The following is a 16,064-nucleotide window of genomic DNA, read 5'->3' as shown; positions in this document are numbered from 1 at the left end:
CCGGCTGAAAAGGTAGGATTTTTTCAACGCCGGCGCCCGGGCTGTGGCACGCGCCGGCGGAGGGGAACGGGCTGAGGCATGGTTAGGCAGACAGTCATCGACGGCCGGATTCCGACGCGACGCGGCGGCAAGAACGCACGAGTATTGGTTGTATTCCTGGCGACCACGCTCCTGTCGGCCTGCCAGTCGATGATCGAACAGGCCTACGAGCCGACCGTCACCCCCTCGTCAAATCCGCAGATCGTCGAGGAAGTGCAGAAGAACGATCCGCGCGCCCAGCTGGGTGCGCGCGAGCACCCGCGGATCGTCGCGAGCTATGGCGGCGAATACAAGGACGCCAAGACCGAACGGCTGGTGGCGCGCATCACCGGCGCTCTGACGGCGGTTTCGGAAAATCCGCAGCAGTCCTATCGCATCACCATTCTCAATTCGCCGGCGATCAACGCCTTCGCGCTCCCGGGCGGCTATCTTTATGTCACGCGCGGCCTTCTGGCTCTTGCCAACGACGCTTCGGAGGTCGCTGCCGTGCTCTCGCACGAGATGGCGCACGTCACCGCCAACCACGGCATCGAGCGCCAGCAGCGCGAAGAGGCCGAGGTGATCGCGAGCCGGGTCGTCTCCGAGGTGCTTTCCTCGAATCTGGCGGGAAAACAGGCGCTCGCCCGCGGCAAGCTGCGGCTCGCCGCCTTCTCGCGCAATCAGGAGCTCCAGGCCGACGTGATCGGCGTTCGCATGCTCGGAGAGGCGGGATACGACCCTTATGCCGCCGGCCGCTTCCTCGATTCGATGGCGGCCTACGCCCGCTTCACGGCGGTCGATCCGGAATCCGACCAGAGTCTCGACTTCCTGTCGAGCCATCCGAACGCCCCGCAGCGGGTGGAGCTGGCGCGCCGGCACGCGCGCGCCTTCGGCGTCGAAAGCGCGATCGGCGATCGCGGGCGCGATTACTATCTGGCCGGCATCGACGGGCTTCTCTACGGCGACAGCCCGCAGGAGGGCTATGTCCGCGGCCAGACATTCCTGCACGGCCAGCTCGGCATCCGCTTCGACGTTCCGGTCGGCTTTCAGATCGACAACAAGGCCGAGGCGGTGCTCGCGACCGGCCCGGGCGACATCGCCATCCGCTTTGACGGTGTGGCCGACACGGCACGGCGCAGCCTCACCGACTACATCGCCAGCGGCTGGGTGACCGGCCTGCAGCCCGATACAATTCGCCCGATCTCCGTCAATGGTCTCGAGGCTGCAACGGCGCGGGCGTCCGCCGATCGCTGGGACTTCGATGTCACCGTGATCCGTATCGACAACCAAATCTACCGTTTCCTGACCGCCGTACCCAAGGGATCAAGCGCGCTCGAAGGCACGGCGAGTCAGTTGCGCGGCTCCTTCCGCCGGATGACGCAGGCGGAGGTTCAATCGCTGAAGCCGCTGCGGATCCGCGTGGTTACTGTGAGGTCAGGCGACACGATGGCGACGCTCGCCGCCCGGATGATGGGAACGGATCGCAAACTCGATCTCTTCCGCTTGATCAACGCCATGCAGATCACCTCCACCGTCAAGCCCGGTGACAAGGTGAAGATCATTGCGGAGTAGCACCCGACAGGCTGGCGAGTGCGCAATTCTTTGAATTGGTTGGCTTACTGGATGGTTCCTTAAATCGGAATCGATTTAAGCAGCGCCATGCGTCTGAAAAGACGCGTGGCGCTGCAAGCGCCACGATGGTCGTCAGTGTATGCCGGATGTCAATGCCGGCGCCTTGGCAGCGAGTGCAGCGCGCAACTTTTCGAGCGCCCGGGTTTCGATCTGCCTGACGCGCTCCTTCGAGATGCCGAGGTGGACGCCGAGCTCCTCCAGCGTCGCGCCGTCTTCCGATAGACGGCGGGCGCGGATGATCTTCATCTCGCGCTCGCTCAGTTCGCCGAGCGCGATATGAAGCCAACGCCGGGCGCGCTCGCCGTCGATCATGTCGCTGACCTGTTCGTCGGGGAGCGGCGCTTCGCTCGCAAGAAAGTCGAGCCGCTCGCCGCCGTCTGAATCGCCGTGACCGACGGGGGCCTGCAGCGACGCATCGCTTCCGGACAGGCGCGCATCCATCGTCTGTACGTCGGCAAGGCTGACGCCAAGCGCTGCGGCAATCTCCTCATGCACCGCCTGCGAGGTCAGCTGCCTGTCTCCTTGGGCAAGGCGCGCGCGCAATCTCCGCAGGTTGAAGAATAGCGCCTTTTGCGCCGAGCTTGTCCCCCCGCGGACGATCGACCAGTTGCGCAGGACGTAGTCCTGCATCGATGCGCGGATCCACCACGTGGCATAGGTCGAGAAGCGAACCTCCCGACTTGGCTCGAAACGTGCGGCAGCCTCCAGCAGGCCTACATGCCCCTCCTGGACAAGGTCGCTCATCGGCAACCCGAAGCTGCGGAACTTGGCCGCCATGGCGATCACCAGGCGCATGTGCGACATGGCGATCTTGTTGCGCGCTTCCTGATCGTTGTCGTTCCTCCAGGCCTGCGCCAGCGCATGCTCCTCTTCCCGTTCGAGATAGGGCGCGTCCATGGCAATCTTGATCATGCGCCTGTCTGCTGTAAGGGTCTTCATCGATCGCTCCGTAGCTGGCGCCGGGCGCCGTTAACGATTGAACTCGAAGGGCCAAACGCTTGTCGGAGCATCCGGCGACAGGAACGGCGAGCGCTATGGTCGTGCTTGAAGAACCGATGCGGCGCCCTAAATCGAAGATACGAACCTGAAACGGTGAAACATCACAGAACCAAGGCCGTCCGGGCAGCAAAGGTGAACACCTTCGCACCGGCCCTCCTAAACGCGTGCCAGCGCAAAAAGTTCCCTCGCTTGCGATGATTTCGGGATGATTGTTTCTGCAGAGATCCGATCGCCGGCTATAGCGCCGCGAGCCGAGCGGAAAGAAAAAGCCCGGCGCAAGGGCCGGGCTTTTGGTCGTGTCTTGCCGCAGTTTTCTTAAATCGTCGCCGATTTTAAGACATGCAGCGTGGTGGGACAGTGGCTTAAGCGGCCTCGTCCTGGGTGTCCTCGTCGTCGATGGCCTTGCCGCGCTTCGGCCCCTTGTTCAGGTTTGCCTCGACGAGACGTACTGCCTCCGTTTCCGACATCTTGTTCACGGCAGCGATTTCGCGCGCCATGCGATCAAGGGCGGCTTCATAAAGCTGGCGTTCGGAATAGGACTGTTCCGGCTGGTTTTCCGCGCGGTAGAGGTCGCGCACCACTTCCGCGATGGAGATGAGATCGCCGGAATTGATCTTGGCATCGTATTCCTGGGCACGACGGGACCACATGGTCCGCTTAACGCGTGCCTTGCCCTGCACGACCTTCAGCGCACGATCGACGAAATCTGTTTCGGACAGCTTGCGCATGCCGATCGTGACGGCCTTCGCCACCGGCACCTTGAGACGCATCTTGTCCTTCTCGAAATCGATGACAAAAAGCTCGAGCTTCATGCCAGCGACTTCCTGCTCCTCAATCGCGACGATCTGGCCAACACCGTGTGCCGGATAAACGATCGATTCACCGGTCTTGAAGCCTTGGCGCGTTGAAGATTTTTTCTGCTGGGTCGTCATTCGTTTCAAAAACTCCCTATTGCGCACCCGGCCTCAAAGGCCGGGGCCGGGTCGGTCAGGCCCGGGATAGACGGGGATACCGCCGGGTGGGGTCAATCCTGGTCCGTCCAACGGAACGCAAACGGCCTCATGTATCGCGGTCGCAAGCAACGGTACGTTGCGTATTTGGGAAGAGCCGCGCCGTGGAGATCGTTTGCTTTCGTGATGGTTTTCGGGCGCGCAAAAACACCCTCGGTGGATCAGTAAAGGGAAGCTATCACAAAAAAGTGCGCAAATCAATAATTTGCTGCATGGCAGCGATCAAGCTGCCGTGCTCGCGCTTGTGAGGCTGAGGCCGGATTTCCCCAGATTTCGGCCCTCGCTTTATATCCGTTCGTCAGCGTCGGCGAACCGAGCACGGGCAACTAGCGTCAGTCGCCCTTTCCCGGCTCGGAGGAGAAATACTTCTCGTATTTCCCGTCGACGCCATCCATCTCCTTGGCCTCCGGCAGCGGATCCCGCTTCACCGTGATATTCGGCCACTTCGTGGAAAAATCAGCGTTCAATTTCAACCACATGTCGAGACCCGGCTCGGTGTCCGGCTTGATCGCATTGGCGGGACATTCCGGCTCGCACACGCCGCAATCGATGCACTCATCGGGGTGGATGACGAGGAAATTCTCCCCTTCGTAGAAGCAGTCCACCGGGCAGACTTCCACGCAGTCCGTATACTTGCAGCGAATGCAATTGTCGGTCACGACATACGTCATGAGGTACTCCAGCCAATGCTCACATTTGATGGCAGACGGCAATCAATGGTGATGCTCGTCGTCCATGCATGCTAGGAATGTTCGGCGCGCATAGCTGCCGGACGAGACCCGAATGCCACTCAACGTGGCTTGTCAGGTAAAGGCTTTGGATGGCCATTGCAAGAATAATCCATGCGCCATTTGCCGGGAAGCGGGCAGAGTTTTTCTAGAGCGGGATGATTTCCGGTTGCTTCGATCCAAAACCGCGGATGCGGTCGATTCCGCAGGCGCGACGGCACGGAAACCGCCTGCTGGCGAGCTCAGTCGTCCTGCTCGCCGAGGTCCGGCTTGAGGCGATCCGTCTCGCGCCGTTCCCGCTTCGTCGGGCGCCCCGCGCCTCGTTCGCGCGTCGCCTGCTCGAAGGCCGTGAGTCTCGGGGATGAGACCGGCGGCGTCAGGTCCTCATAAAGCAAGCGGGCTTCCTCGTAAGGCCCCCGCCGTGTTCCAGGCAAGAGCACGCGAACGACGATATCTCGCCGCTCCAGCGACAATTCGAGCGTATCGCCCGCCTTTATTTGAGCGGAGGATTGCGTCACCCGAGCGCCATTGACCGCGACATGACCGGACTCTATCGCCTTTTGGGCGAGCGAGCGCGATTTGATCAGCCGCGCAAAGAACAGCCACTTGTCGAGCCGCTGACGAGATGCGGGCGCGGACGGTGGCTGTTTCTCCATTGCATTCCTACTTTTTCAGTTGCTCCTTGAGAGCGGCAAGCTTGGCAAAGGGCGAATCCGGATCCAGCGGCTTTTCCTTGCGCGGCGGGCGCCCCTCGAATTTCTGGCCGCCCGGCTTGCCGCCCCGATCATGCCGGTCGGGCCGATCCTTGCGCTGGCCGCCAGCCGGTCTGCTCTCCTGTGCCTTGCCGCGCATGGGCGCTCCGCCCTTGCGGCCACCTTCCCTGCCTTCGCCCTGGCCGTGACGCTGGCCGCCGCGGCGTTGATCGCCCTGATGGCGACCGCCCTGACGCTGGTTGTCCTGGCGCGTGCCGGGACGCCAAAGGAGCACGAGCTTGGCTTCGGCAGGCTCTTCCACCTGACTTGCTTCAGCCGGTACGTCGCCGGTTGCTTCCGCTGCCGGAGCGTCCGCCTGTTCCGCGTCGGCCGGTTCGCCCTCCGGCTTTGCGTCCGCATCGGCGCTTTCGGTCTCAACGCTTTCGGCCGGAGTCTCCGAAGAGGCCACTTCGCCGCGTTGGCTTGCTAGGAACGCAGCCGCCTCTTCGGCGGTCACGCTGTCGGCGCGATAGCCAAGTCCCTTGAGGATCTCTTCCATGTCGTCCGGCGTTGCGCCGAGAATGGACAGCATCGAGGTCGTCGCCGTGAAGCGGCGGCCATCATAGGCGCCTTCCGGACGCGGCTCGACGCCGGGTTTCCATTGCAGCAACGGGCGGATGAGATCGGCGAGCCGCTCGAGGATGTCGATCCGCACAGCCCGTTTGCCGAGGAACCGGAAGCCCGCGAGCTTGTAGAATGTCCGCTCGAACGACGGATCTGTGACGACAGAGGTACGGCCGGCGGCAAGCATCGGAATGAGTTCGCCGTAGCCGGGCTTGTCGAGTCCATCATTCTTCAATGCCCAGAGCAGCGTGATCAGCTCCGCCGGCGCCGGCTTCAAGAGAGCCGGCAGGAAGATATGATAGGCGCCGAAGCGAACGCCATATTTGCGGATAGACGCGCGGCCGTCCTGGTCCAGCGACTTCACCTCCTCGGCGACGTCGCGACGGAAAAGGACGCCGAGATTCTCGACGAGCTGGAAGGCCAGGCCCTTCGCGAGACCTTCGAGGTCCTCAGCCCGGGAAATGTCGTCAAGCGGCTTCAACACCGTGCCGATATGGTGATTGACGAACCGTTCGATCCGGGCCAGCACATGCTCGCGGGCATTGGCCTGGAGCTGCTCGTCCGCCAGTAGAATGACGCGGGGACGCATGACGTGGTCGCTGGCGGTAAGCCGCGCAACCGGATCGCCGAGCCAGCGCACGAGGCCGTCCGACGAAAGCGCCAGATCACCATTGCCGGCCGCGTGCAGGCGGGCGGCCCGCGCCTCGAATTCGAGCGCAAGCGCCTTCTGGGCAGCGCCCTGGACGGCCTTCGCATCCGACCCCTCGCCACCGGCCGCCAACGTGAACCGGAACCCGGTCAATTGGCCTACGTGGTGTCCCTCGACGAAGACATCACCATTCACACTGATTTCAGCTTCCAGCATCGCATTCTCTCTCAGGCGCTTCATGAGCACAGATGTCCTGCGATCAACAAAGCGTTTCGTCAACCTTTCATGTAGCGCGTCGGACAATCGATCTTCAATTTCCCGCGTCTTTTCTTGCCAGTGTGTCGGATCGGCAAGCCATCCGGGCCGATTGGACACATAGGTCCAGGTCCTGATCTGCGCAATTCGCGCCGAAAGTGTGTCAATCTCGCCGTCGGTGTGATCCGCGCGGCGGACCTGCTCGGCCATGAAGTCTTCGTTTACCGTGCCCTCGCGAATGAGATCGGCGTAGATCGTCGAAATCAGGTCGGCGTGCTGCGCCGGCGTTATGCGCCGGTAGTCGGGCAGCGCACAGGCTTCCCAGAGCGTCTCGACCCGCTCGGCCGTGGTCGCGACGTCAACGATCTCGGGATAGCGCATCAGATGCTCCAGCGCCTGCTGATCGACGGCCGGAAGCGCACGCGTCAGGCCGGCAACAGCCGGCGCCGCCTCGAGGCTTTTCTTGAGCGCCTTCAGCGAGGAATAATCGACCGCCTTGGAGCGCCATTGCAAGACCTTGACGGTATCGAATTCGTGCGACTCCATGCGATGCACGAGTTCGTTGTCGAAAGGATCGACGCGTCCGGTGACGCCGAAGGTTCCATCCCGCACATGCCGGCCTGCGCGCCCCGCGACCTGGGCGAGTTCTGCCGGGTTGAGATTCCGGTACTGATAACCGTCGAACTTCCGGTCCTGCGCGAAGGCGACATGATCGACGTCGAGATTGAGTCCCATGCCGATGGCATCGGTCGCCACCAAGTACTCGACGTCTCCCTCCTGATAGAGCGCGACCTGGGCGTTGCGAGTGCGCGGTGACAGCGCCCCAAGCACGACGGCGGCGCCGCCGCGCTGTCGCCGGATAAGCTCGGCGATCGCATAAACCTCGTCCGCCGAGAAAGCGACGATTGCGGAACGATGCGGGAGTCGGGTGATTTTTTTCGACCCGGCATAGAGAAGCTGCGACAGGCGCGGGCGCTCGATGATCGTGATCCCCGGCAGCAGCTGCTGGAGAATCGGCCGCATAGTCGCGGCACCGAGCAGCAGCGTTTCCCCACGGCCGCGCAGATGCAGCAGGCGGTCGGTGAAGATGTGGCCACGCTCCAGGTCGGCGGCAAGCTGCACCTCGTCGATTGCGACGAACGACGCCGTCGTCTCGCGCGGCATGGCTTCGACTGTGCAGACCGAATAGCGCGCGCGGTGCGGCGTGATCTTCTCCTCGCCGGTGATCAGCGCGACGTTATGGTGGCCGACCTTTTCGACGAGACGCGTATAGACCTCGCGCGCGAGCAGACGCAGCGGCAGACCGATGACGCCGCTGTCATGCGCAACCATGCGCTCGATCGCATAGTGTGTCTTGCCGGTGTTGGTTGGCCCGAGCACCGCGGTCACGCCGCGACCACTCAGGATCATGGATTGAAAGGACACTTCATCGATCCCGGGCATTCTCAACGAGCCGGCGCGCCTTCACGTGCCGGCGGGGAACACATGCCCACGCTCCGGGGCAAACGCAAGGGGCGCGGGCAATTAAAACCACTTACGGCCTCCTCCGGGAGGCATATTTCGTGCCTCCACATTAACACTTGGAACAGCGGTGGAACGAATCAGCGACGAATCGCTGACTCACGCCGATTCACTGTATGTTCACGGCTACATGTAGTTCGCCAGAGCAAGAGTCGCACCACATGCTGAATCTGCTGGAACATCGTGCAAACCGACGCCGTCGGCAGCGTTAATGTTTCCTTCCAGATCGTTAATCGCCATCAAGGATTCCGAATCCAAGACTCTGGAAAGTTTAGAAAATTTTAACCCGGATTCGTCTGCGGACTCGGCGAATCAAGGAATGAGAATCGTCGCCTTAACCTTTCGACCAAAGCCGGAACGAATCGGCGACGAATCGCCGACACGGCCACTTTCCCGTTTTGTTCACCACAACATATAGGGGCTCACGTGCCTTCTGGACAATAGAATCATGGCTCGATTTTTTGAATCCGAACACCGCTCAACTGGGCTGTTAACATTTGGTCGAGCGATCCTGCCTGCGGTCAGAAAACAAATGCGGCGCCCCAAAGGGCGCCGCGAGAGATGATGTGTTTTGTGTCGCCCTTGTCAGACGAAGAACTGGCCACCATTGGCCGAAATCGTCGAGCCGGTGATGAAACCGGCGTCGTCCGATGCGAGGAACACGACGCAGCGCGCGATTTCTTCCGGTTCGCCGAGACGCCCGACGGGGATCTGCGGAATGATGCGTTCGTTGAGCACCTTTTCCGGTACGGCCCTGACCATCTCCGTGCCGATATAGCCGGGGCAGATTGCGTTGACGGTGATTCCCTTTGCCGCCCCTTCCTGCGCCAGCGCCTTGGTGAAGCCGAGATCGCCCGCCTTCGCCGCGGAATAATTCGCCTGCCCCATCTGCCCTTTCTGGCCGTTGATCGAGGAGATGTTGATGACGCGTCCGAAACCGCGGTCGCGCATTCCTGACCAGAGCGGATGCGTCATGTTGAAGAGGCCGGTCAGATTGGTGCTGATCACTTCGCCCCATTGTTCCGGCGTCATCTTGTGGAACATCGCATCGCGCGTGATGCCGGCATTGTTGACGAGAACGTCGACCAGCCCGAGATCGGCCTCCACCTGCGCGATACCGTCGGCGCAGGCCTGATAGTTGGAGACGTCCCATTTGTAGACGGGGATGCCGGTCTCCTGCTTGAAGGCCTGAGCCTTCTCGTCGTTGCCGGCATAGTTCGCAGCCACCTTGTATCCCGCCGCTTTCAAAGCCACCGAAATGGCTGCACCGATGCCGCGGGATCCACCCGTAACCAACGCTACCCTGCTCATGCTCGCCTCCCACAAGGTTGATTTCAATTTTGCATAGGTAATCCGCACGCGGCCCAGCATAGACGGGCCACATGTGCTCGATCAATTTCGCGGATGTCACATAGGGACAGCGGGCCGGAAGACCGGCAAATGCACCGGAAAACTGTTCGGCCGGCCCGCTGCATATTATTGCGGCCGGTTACAGGCGCTCGACGCACATGGCGACGCCCATGCCGCCACCGATGCACAAGGTGGCGAGGCCCTTGGAAACGCCGCGCCGCTTCATCTCGAAGAGCAACGTGTTGAGAACGCGGGCACCGGAAGCGCCGATCGGATGGCCGATCGCGATAGCACCGCCATTGACGTTAACGATCGACGGATCCCAGCCGAGGTCCTTGTTGACCGCACAGGCCTGTGCCGCGAAGGCTTCGTTCGCCTCCACGAGTTGCACGTCGCCGACCGACCAGCCGGCCTTCTCCAGCGCCTTGCGGGAAGCGGGGATCGGCCCGGTACCCATGACCTGCGGATCGACACCGGCCGTTGCCCAGGAGACGATGCGGGCAAGCGGCTGAATGCCGCGCTTTTCCGCCTGCGCTTCGGTCATCAAGAGCGTCGCGGCCGCGCCGTCGTTCAAGCCGGACGCGTTTCCGGCGGTCACCGTTCCCTCCTTGTCGAAGGCGGGGCGAAGCTTGGCCATCGAATCGAGTGTCGCGCCGTGACGGATGTATTCGTCCTGATCGACCGTCACATCGCCCTTACGAGTCTTCACGATGAAGGGCACGATCTCGTCGGAGAAACGACCGGCCTTCTGCGCGGCTTCGGCCTTGTTCTGCGAAGCAAGCGCGAATTCGTCCTGCTCTTCACGGGTAAGCTGCCACTTGCGCGCGACGTTCTCGGCGGTGATGCCCATGTGGTAGCCGTAGAAGGCATCCGTCAGTCCGTCCTTGATCATCGTGTCGATCATCTTGAAGTCGCCCATTTTCACGCCGCCGCGAAGGTGTGCGCAATGCGGCGCCATCGACATCGACTCCATGCCGCCGGCCACGATGATATCCGCATCGCCGGTCACGATCTGCTGCATGCCGAGCGCGACGGCCCGCAGGCCCGAACCGCAAAGCTGGTTCATGCCCCAAGCCGTCTTTTCCTGCGGGAGTCCAGCCTTCATCGCGGCCTGCCGCGCCGGGTTCTGCCCTTCGCCGGCGGGAAGAACCTGACCGAGGATCACCTCGTCCACCTCTGCCGCATCGACGCCCGCCCGCTCGAGCACCGCCTTGATGACACCGGCGCCCAACTCGTGCGCGGTTGTGTTGCCGAAGGCACCGTTAAAGGACCCGACGGCGGTGCGAGCCGCGCTGGCGATCACGACGGAGGGATTGCTCATGGGACGTTTCCTCATATTTCGTTTGCCTGATGCAAGCAGACTGGCAAAGCCTGGAGCGCAAGTCAAACGCCTTGATGCGCTGCCGCAAAAGCTTCACGCTTCGCGCGAGCACCATATTTCGCACGTGCGTCGCCGCATTGCACAAAGAGATTGTCAGAGCCTCGATTTTGCGGATACTCTGAAAAATACAATAAAGACGGGATGATGGGTAAGAGGAGACCCTGATGGCGAAGAACGAAGGCCAGATCGTTATCAAGAAATATGCGAACCGGCGCCTCTACAATACCGGCACCAGCACCTATGTAACCCTCGACGACCTGGCCGTGATGGTGAAGAAGGGTGAGGAATTCGTGGTGCAGGACGCGAAGTCCGGCGAAGACATCACCCACTCCGTGCTGACGCAGATCATCTTCGAGCAGGAATCCAAGACCGGCAACACGCTTCTGCCGATTTCCTTCCTCCGCCAGCTGATTTCCTTCTACGGCGACCAGATGCAGATGGTGGTGCCGAGCTACCTCGAACACTCGATGCAGGCCTTCACCGAACAGCAGGCGCAGATGCGCGAGCAGATCAACAAGGCGTTCGGCGACACGCCGCTTGGCAAGAACCTGCAGGTGCCGCTGCAATTGGTCGAGGAGCAGGTGCGGCGGAACACCGAAATGTTCCACCAGGCCATGCAGATGTTCTCGCCCTTCATGGCCGCCCCGCCGGCCAAGGAAACGAAAAAGGCCGAGGCGAAGGATATCGACGAGCTCAAGGAACAGTTGCGCGCCCTTCAGACGAAGCTCGACAATCTCGGCTGACCTCCCGGCACCCGATCGAAGCGTTACACCCGGATCGCGAAGAGCCGGGATCAACGGTCCAAAAATCGCGAACGGGGCGATTTCCAAGAGATGGGAAGCGGGAATACGGCGGCGGCCGGTGGGCTCCCTCCGGATTTCGTGCGTGCGCCAAGGGCGGTGATGCGCGCCAAAGAAAAGGGCCGGCAAAGCCAGCCCTTGAACTTCATCAGCGAACGGCAGCGCTTATGCGCTTTCCTTCGGCGTCAGAACCTGGCGACCGCGATACATGCCGGTCTTCAGGTCGATGTGGTGCGGACGGCGCAGTTCGCCAGAGTTCTTGTCTTCGATGTAGGTCGGAGCCTTGAGGGCGTCAGCGGAACGGCGCATGCCACGCTTGGACGGGCTCGTTTTTCTTTTCGGTACAGCCATTTCATTCTCCACTTATCGGGCAAAACACTGTTCAGCAGCCGAAAATGGCCGGGTCAAACAGATGTCGATCTCGGAATTTCGCGCGCTTATACATGGCCGACCGCAGTTTGACCAGTCCCCGTACACAAATTTTCGATTCGAGACGGGAACGGAGCGCCCGCCCGCTCCTCGTCAGTGTCAGGCTTCGTCCTCCGGCACGATCCAGGGTTCGGCCCTCGCCGCTTCCTCCCATTTGCGGAAGGCCGGGTGCGTCTTGACGGCGTCCATATAGGCGAGAGTGCCGGGCGCGGTCACCAGTTCGTAGACGTCGAAACGGTTGACAACCGGGGCAAACATCGCGTCCGCCGCGGTAAAACGACCGAAGAGAAACGGTCCGCCGGAGCGGGCGATTGCTTCCCGCCAGATTTCCTCGATCCGGGCGACGTCGGCCGCGACCCCCTCCGGCAGCGCAATCGCCTTTCGCGGGCGACGGATGTTCATCGGGCAAGCGCCGCGCAGAGCGCGGAAGCCGGAGAGCATTTCCATCGAATAGCTGCGAGCGCGGGCGCGATCTTCCCTGTTCTCGGGCCAGAGACCGGCTTCGGGGAAAAGTTCCGCCACGTATTCGATGATCGACAGCGATTCCCACACGCGGACATCGCCATGATGGAGCACCGGCACACGGCCGGTCGGCGAAATCTCACGGAAGCGCGGATTTCCGGCAGGAAAATCGAAGGGAATGACGACATCCTCGAACGGAACCCCGCAGGCTTCCAGCGCCAGCCACGGTCGAAGCGACCAGGAGGAATAGTTCTTGTTGCCGACATAAAGGACGAGCTTGGCCATCTACGTGTCTCCCACCTGCTTTCAGGTGGCAGGCTTGCCACATCGGCGACAGCGAGACCAATGAATTGCTGTCATCTCAGTCATAAAGGCATGTGATGTAACCGCCGGAGCGGCTGGCGCGCCGCTCGATGACCGATGCAAGCCGCCGTAGGCCCCGTGCGGGTTTTCCCGCATTGCGGTCGATCGGGTTGGGCAGCGACACCGCCAGCAAGGCGGCCTGGCGGCGCGAAAGCTTCGCCGCCGAAACGCCGAAATGGTGCCGCGCGGCGGCCTCGATGCCATAGATGCCGTCGCCCCATTCGGCGACGTTCAGGTAGATCTCCATCATGCGCCGCTTGCTCCAGACGAAATCAGCCGCGATCGCGAGCGGCAGTTCCATCGCCTTGCGGACGAAGGAGCGGCCATTCCAGAGAAACAGGTTCTTGACCGTCTGCATCGGAATCGTGCTGGCGCCGCGCGTCTGCTCACCGTCCAGCGCATCCTCGACGACGCCGCGCATCTGGTTCCAGTCGATCCCGGCATGGGCGCAGAACTGCCCATCCTCAGACATCATCACCGACTGAACGAGCACCGGCGCGATGTCGTCGAACTCTACCCATTGCCGATCATAGCCGCGCAGAAGCACAAGATCGCGCAGCATCAGCGTCGAGACCGGATGCACGAAGTCAAGCAGGTAGAAGACGATCAGCACATAGGGCAACACGAAGAGGGAAAGGACGGCAAGAACGAGACGGCGGCTCCTCGTCCGCCATGTGGCGGACCAGCGACTGGTGGACATCCCGCTCTCCTCCAACGCTTCCGGAACAACGTCCATGCCCTGACTGTCCACCTCTTTGTCCATCCGCCTCTCTTATTTCATGGGCAAGCAAAGTTGAATGGTCTTTCTGGCAAAAGGCAAGTCGCTGGCACACTCATCCCAGGCAAAGCACTACAGCGCTGCGTCCAATCGGACACGCTAACGTCGCAGTAGCACTTTGAAGTGCTGGGTGATTTGTCCTTAAATCGATTCCGATTCAAGGAATCATGCAGTAGCCTGCGACGCGAATGCCCGTTGAAAGCCGCTCTTGCGCATGCCAAAGAGCGCTGCATGAAAGAGACATCATCCTTTTCCGCTCACCTGAAGGCCAATGCGCTTGCGGTGGAAGAGCTGCTTTCCAAGCTTCTGGGGCCGGTCGTCGGCGCCGATGAAATTGCGCGCCCCGCGAACCTGCTTGCCGCCATGCGCCACGGCGTGCTCAACGGCGGCAAACGGCTGCGGCCTTTTCTCGTGAGCGAATGCACCGCGCTTCTCGGCGGCGACGCCGACGCGGCGCTCAGGATCGGCGCCGCACTCGAATGCGTGCATTGCTACTCGCTCGTCCACGACGACCTGCCGGCGATGGATGATGACGACTTGAGACGCGGGCAGCCGACGGTGCACATCGCCTTCGACGAGGCGACCGCCATTCTGGCCGGCGACAGCTTGCTGACGTTCGCCTTCGACATCATCGCCGCGCCGGAAACGCCGCTTTCCGACCGGCAGAAGACGGCGCTGATATTGGCGCTAGCGCGTGCCTCCGGGCACGGCGGCATGGCCGGCGGACAGGCGCTTGACCTCGCAGCCGAGAAGAAGGCGCCGGACGAGGCCGGCATTGTCACGCTGCAGGCGATGAAGACCGGGGCGCTCATCCGTTTCGCCTGCGAGGCGGGTGCGATCATCGCCGATGCGTCAGACGAGGATCGGCGGCGGCTGCGCGCCTTCGGCGACAAGATCGGCCTCGCCTTCCAGCTCGCCGACGACCTGCTCGATCTGACGGCGGATGCGGAGGCGATGGGGAAGGCTACCGGCAAGGACGCCGCGCGCGGCAAGGGTACGCTCGTTGCCCTTCATGGCCAGGCCTGGGCCGAGCGTGAACTCGAGGAACTGGTGGCACAGGCGGAAAATCTGCTTGCCCCCTATGGCGCGCGCTCTGCCATATTGGCCGAAACCGCGCGTTTCATCGCCAACCGCAGGAGCTGAGCCCCGTGAGCAAATACTGGTCGCCGATCGTCTCCACGCTGAAACCCTACGTTCCGGGCGAACAGCCGCGCATGGCGAACCTCGTCAAGCTTAACACCAACGAAAACCCTTATGCGCCTTCAGAAAAGGTGATCGAAGCGATCCGGGGGGCCGCCAGCGCCGATCTCAGACTGTATCCGGACCCGCTCGCGCTCGACCTCAGGCAAGCGATTGCCGCACGATATAGCATAGCAGCCGAGCAAGTGTTCGTCGGCAACGGCTCGGACGAGGTACTGGCCCACGCCTTCGCGGCACTCCTGAAGCACGACAAACCGCTTCTCTATCCGGACATATCCTACAGCTTCTATCCGACCTATGCGGGCCTCTTCGGCATCGACGCCATCGAGGTGCCGCTCGACGCCGCCTTCCGCATCGACATCGCCGACTACCGCCGCCCCGCGGGGGCGATCATCCTTCCCAATCCGAACGCACCGACGGGAATCGGCCTGCCACTCGCCGAGATCGAAGCTTTGGTCGCCGACCACCCTGACCAGCCGGTGGTGATCGACGAGGCCTATATCGATTTCGGCGGCGGATCCGCGGCCGCGCTCGTGCCAAAATACGACAACCTGCTCGTCGTACAGACCTTTTCCAAATCCAGGGCGCTTGCCGGCTTGCGGGTCGGCTTCGCGATCGGCCAGCGGCCGCTGATCGAGGGGCTGGAACGCGTCAAGGACAGTTTCAATTCCTACCCCCTCGGTCGGGCGGCCCAGGCTGGCGCCACCGCCGCGATCAGGGACGAGGCATGGTTCGAGGCGACGTGCCGCAAGATCGTAGCGTCGCGGGCGAAGCTGACAGGCGAGCTCGAAGCGCGCGGCTTTGAGGTCCTTCCCTCCCAGGCGAATTTCATTTTCGCCCGGCATCCGAAACAAGCGGGGGGAACCTTGGCCGCGAAGCTGCGCGAACGAGCGGTCATCGTGCGCCATTTCGCCAAGCCGCGAATTGCGGACTTCCTGCGCATCACCATCGGCACCGACGCGGAATGCACAAGGCTGGTCGCGGCGCTCGACGAGATTCTCTGAGACTGAGACTGAGACTGAGACTGGATCGGACGGGACAGCGCCAACAGGCGAACGGCTCGTTTTGCCTGACCCTCTCCCCTGCACGCGGGAAGGGACTTGGTCGCGCGGCATACCCCCCGTTTACGGGCCTGTTGGCGAGAGCGGGTGATCGGGTGCCGCGAGTCCCCTT

The 16,064-nt window shown here is 62.1% G+C and carries 15 protein-coding genes; 5 read left to right on the top strand and 10 right to left on the bottom strand.

Annotation, left to right across the window (positions count from 1 at the left end; all coding sequences use genetic code 11):
* The first annotated feature begins 78 nt into the window (after window positions 1–78).
* Window positions 79–1,590: a M48 family metalloprotease gene (locus ILFOPFJJ_RS00785; RefSeq protein WP_173508688.1), complete on the top strand. Its 1,512-nt coding sequence runs from the start codon at window positions 79–81 to the stop codon at window positions 1,588–1,590.
* A 132-nt stretch (window positions 1,591–1,722) separates the two neighbouring features.
* Here ILFOPFJJ_RS00785 and ILFOPFJJ_RS00780 read toward each other — a convergent pair whose 3' ends face one another.
* The 7 genes from ILFOPFJJ_RS00780 to ILFOPFJJ_RS00750 all read right to left on the bottom strand — a co-directional run bounded on the left by ILFOPFJJ_RS00780 (window position 1,723) and on the right by ILFOPFJJ_RS00750 (window position 10,799).
* Window positions 1,723–2,589 carry an RNA polymerase factor sigma-32 gene (locus ILFOPFJJ_RS00780; protein WP_173508687.1) on the bottom strand — a complete coding sequence of 289 codons (867 nt, stop codon included), beginning with the start codon at window positions 2,587–2,589 and terminating at the stop codon, window positions 1,723–1,725.
* A 422-nt stretch (window positions 2,590–3,011) separates the two neighbouring features.
* Window positions 3,012–3,581 carry a CarD family transcriptional regulator gene (locus tag ILFOPFJJ_RS00775; RefSeq protein ID WP_173508686.1) on the bottom strand — a complete coding sequence of 190 codons (570 nt, stop codon included), beginning with the start codon at window positions 3,579–3,581 and terminating at the stop codon, window positions 3,012–3,014.
* 410 nt (window positions 3,582–3,991) lie between these two features.
* Window positions 3,992–4,330, bottom strand: a complete 339-nt coding sequence (gene fdxA / locus ILFOPFJJ_RS00770; protein ID WP_173508685.1) for a ferredoxin FdxA — start codon at window positions 4,328–4,330, stop codon at window positions 3,992–3,994.
* Window positions 4,331–4,629: 299 nt separating this feature from the next.
* Complete coding sequence (locus ILFOPFJJ_RS00765; protein WP_173508684.1) at window positions 4,630–5,043, bottom strand: Hsp15 family ribosome-associated heat shock protein; 414 nt, start codon at window positions 5,041–5,043, stop codon at window positions 4,630–4,632.
* Window positions 5,044–5,050: 7 nt separating this feature from the next.
* Window positions 5,051–8,017, bottom strand: a complete 2,967-nt coding sequence (locus ILFOPFJJ_RS00760; protein WP_173510113.1) for a helicase-related protein — start codon at window positions 8,015–8,017, stop codon at window positions 5,051–5,053.
* 696 nt (window positions 8,018–8,713) lie between these two features.
* On the bottom strand, window positions 8,714–9,439 hold the full coding sequence (locus tag ILFOPFJJ_RS00755) for a beta-ketoacyl-ACP reductase (protein WP_173508683.1): 726 nt from the start codon (window positions 9,437–9,439) through the stop codon (window positions 8,714–8,716).
* 178 nt (window positions 9,440–9,617) lie between these two features.
* Window positions 9,618–10,799, bottom strand: a complete 1,182-nt coding sequence (locus tag ILFOPFJJ_RS00750) for an acetyl-CoA C-acetyltransferase (RefSeq protein WP_173508682.1) — start codon at window positions 10,797–10,799, stop codon at window positions 9,618–9,620.
* Between ILFOPFJJ_RS00750 and ILFOPFJJ_RS00745 the strand changes: the two genes are divergently transcribed.
* Both ILFOPFJJ_RS00745 and phaR read left to right on the top strand, forming a co-directional pair.
* Window positions 10,798–11,004: a hypothetical protein gene (locus ILFOPFJJ_RS00745; RefSeq protein WP_173508681.1), complete on the top strand. Its 207-nt coding sequence runs from the start codon at window positions 10,798–10,800 to the stop codon at window positions 11,002–11,004. The two genes, ILFOPFJJ_RS00750 and ILFOPFJJ_RS00745, sit on opposite strands and share 2 nt — an antisense overlap.
* Before the next feature lie 19 nt (window positions 11,005–11,023).
* Entirely contained in the window at window positions 11,024–11,602 is a 579-nt protein-coding gene (phaR, locus tag ILFOPFJJ_RS00740; protein WP_136505331.1) for a polyhydroxyalkanoate synthesis repressor PhaR, read from the top strand.
* 222 nt (window positions 11,603–11,824) lie between these two features.
* Here phaR and rpmF read toward each other — a convergent pair whose 3' ends face one another.
* The 3 genes from rpmF to mtgA all read right to left on the bottom strand — a co-directional run bounded on the left by rpmF (window position 11,825) and on the right by mtgA (window position 13,613).
* Window positions 11,825–12,010, bottom strand: coding sequence for a 50S ribosomal protein L32 (gene rpmF / locus ILFOPFJJ_RS00735; RefSeq protein ID WP_012067326.1), 186 nt, complete (start codon window positions 12,008–12,010; stop codon window positions 11,825–11,827).
* A gap of 177 nt (window positions 12,011–12,187) precedes the next feature.
* Window positions 12,188–12,835, bottom strand: a complete 648-nt coding sequence (locus ILFOPFJJ_RS00730) for a glutathione S-transferase family protein (RefSeq protein WP_173508680.1) — start codon at window positions 12,833–12,835, stop codon at window positions 12,188–12,190.
* Between the two features lie 76 nt (window positions 12,836–12,911).
* Window positions 12,912–13,613: a monofunctional biosynthetic peptidoglycan transglycosylase gene (gene mtgA / locus ILFOPFJJ_RS00725; protein ID WP_246299515.1), complete on the bottom strand. Its 702-nt coding sequence runs from the start codon at window positions 13,611–13,613 to the stop codon at window positions 12,912–12,914.
* Between the two features lie 309 nt (window positions 13,614–13,922).
* Between mtgA and ILFOPFJJ_RS00720 the strand changes: the two genes are divergently transcribed.
* Both ILFOPFJJ_RS00720 and hisC read left to right on the top strand, forming a co-directional pair.
* Window positions 13,923–14,834: a polyprenyl synthetase family protein gene (locus tag ILFOPFJJ_RS00720; RefSeq protein WP_173508679.1), complete on the top strand. Its 912-nt coding sequence runs from the start codon at window positions 13,923–13,925 to the stop codon at window positions 14,832–14,834.
* 5 nt (window positions 14,835–14,839) lie between these two features.
* Window positions 14,840–15,895: a histidinol-phosphate transaminase gene (gene hisC, locus ILFOPFJJ_RS00715; RefSeq protein WP_173508678.1), complete on the top strand. Its 1,056-nt coding sequence runs from the start codon at window positions 14,840–14,842 to the stop codon at window positions 15,893–15,895.
* The last annotated feature ends 169 nt before the right edge of the window (window positions 15,896–16,064 follow it).

This window comes from Sinorhizobium psoraleae (assembly GCF_013283645.1).
Taxonomy (GTDB): Bacteria; Pseudomonadota; Alphaproteobacteria; order Rhizobiales; family Rhizobiaceae; genus Sinorhizobium; species Sinorhizobium psoraleae.
This window is presented reverse-complemented; position numbering and strand designations above follow the sequence as displayed.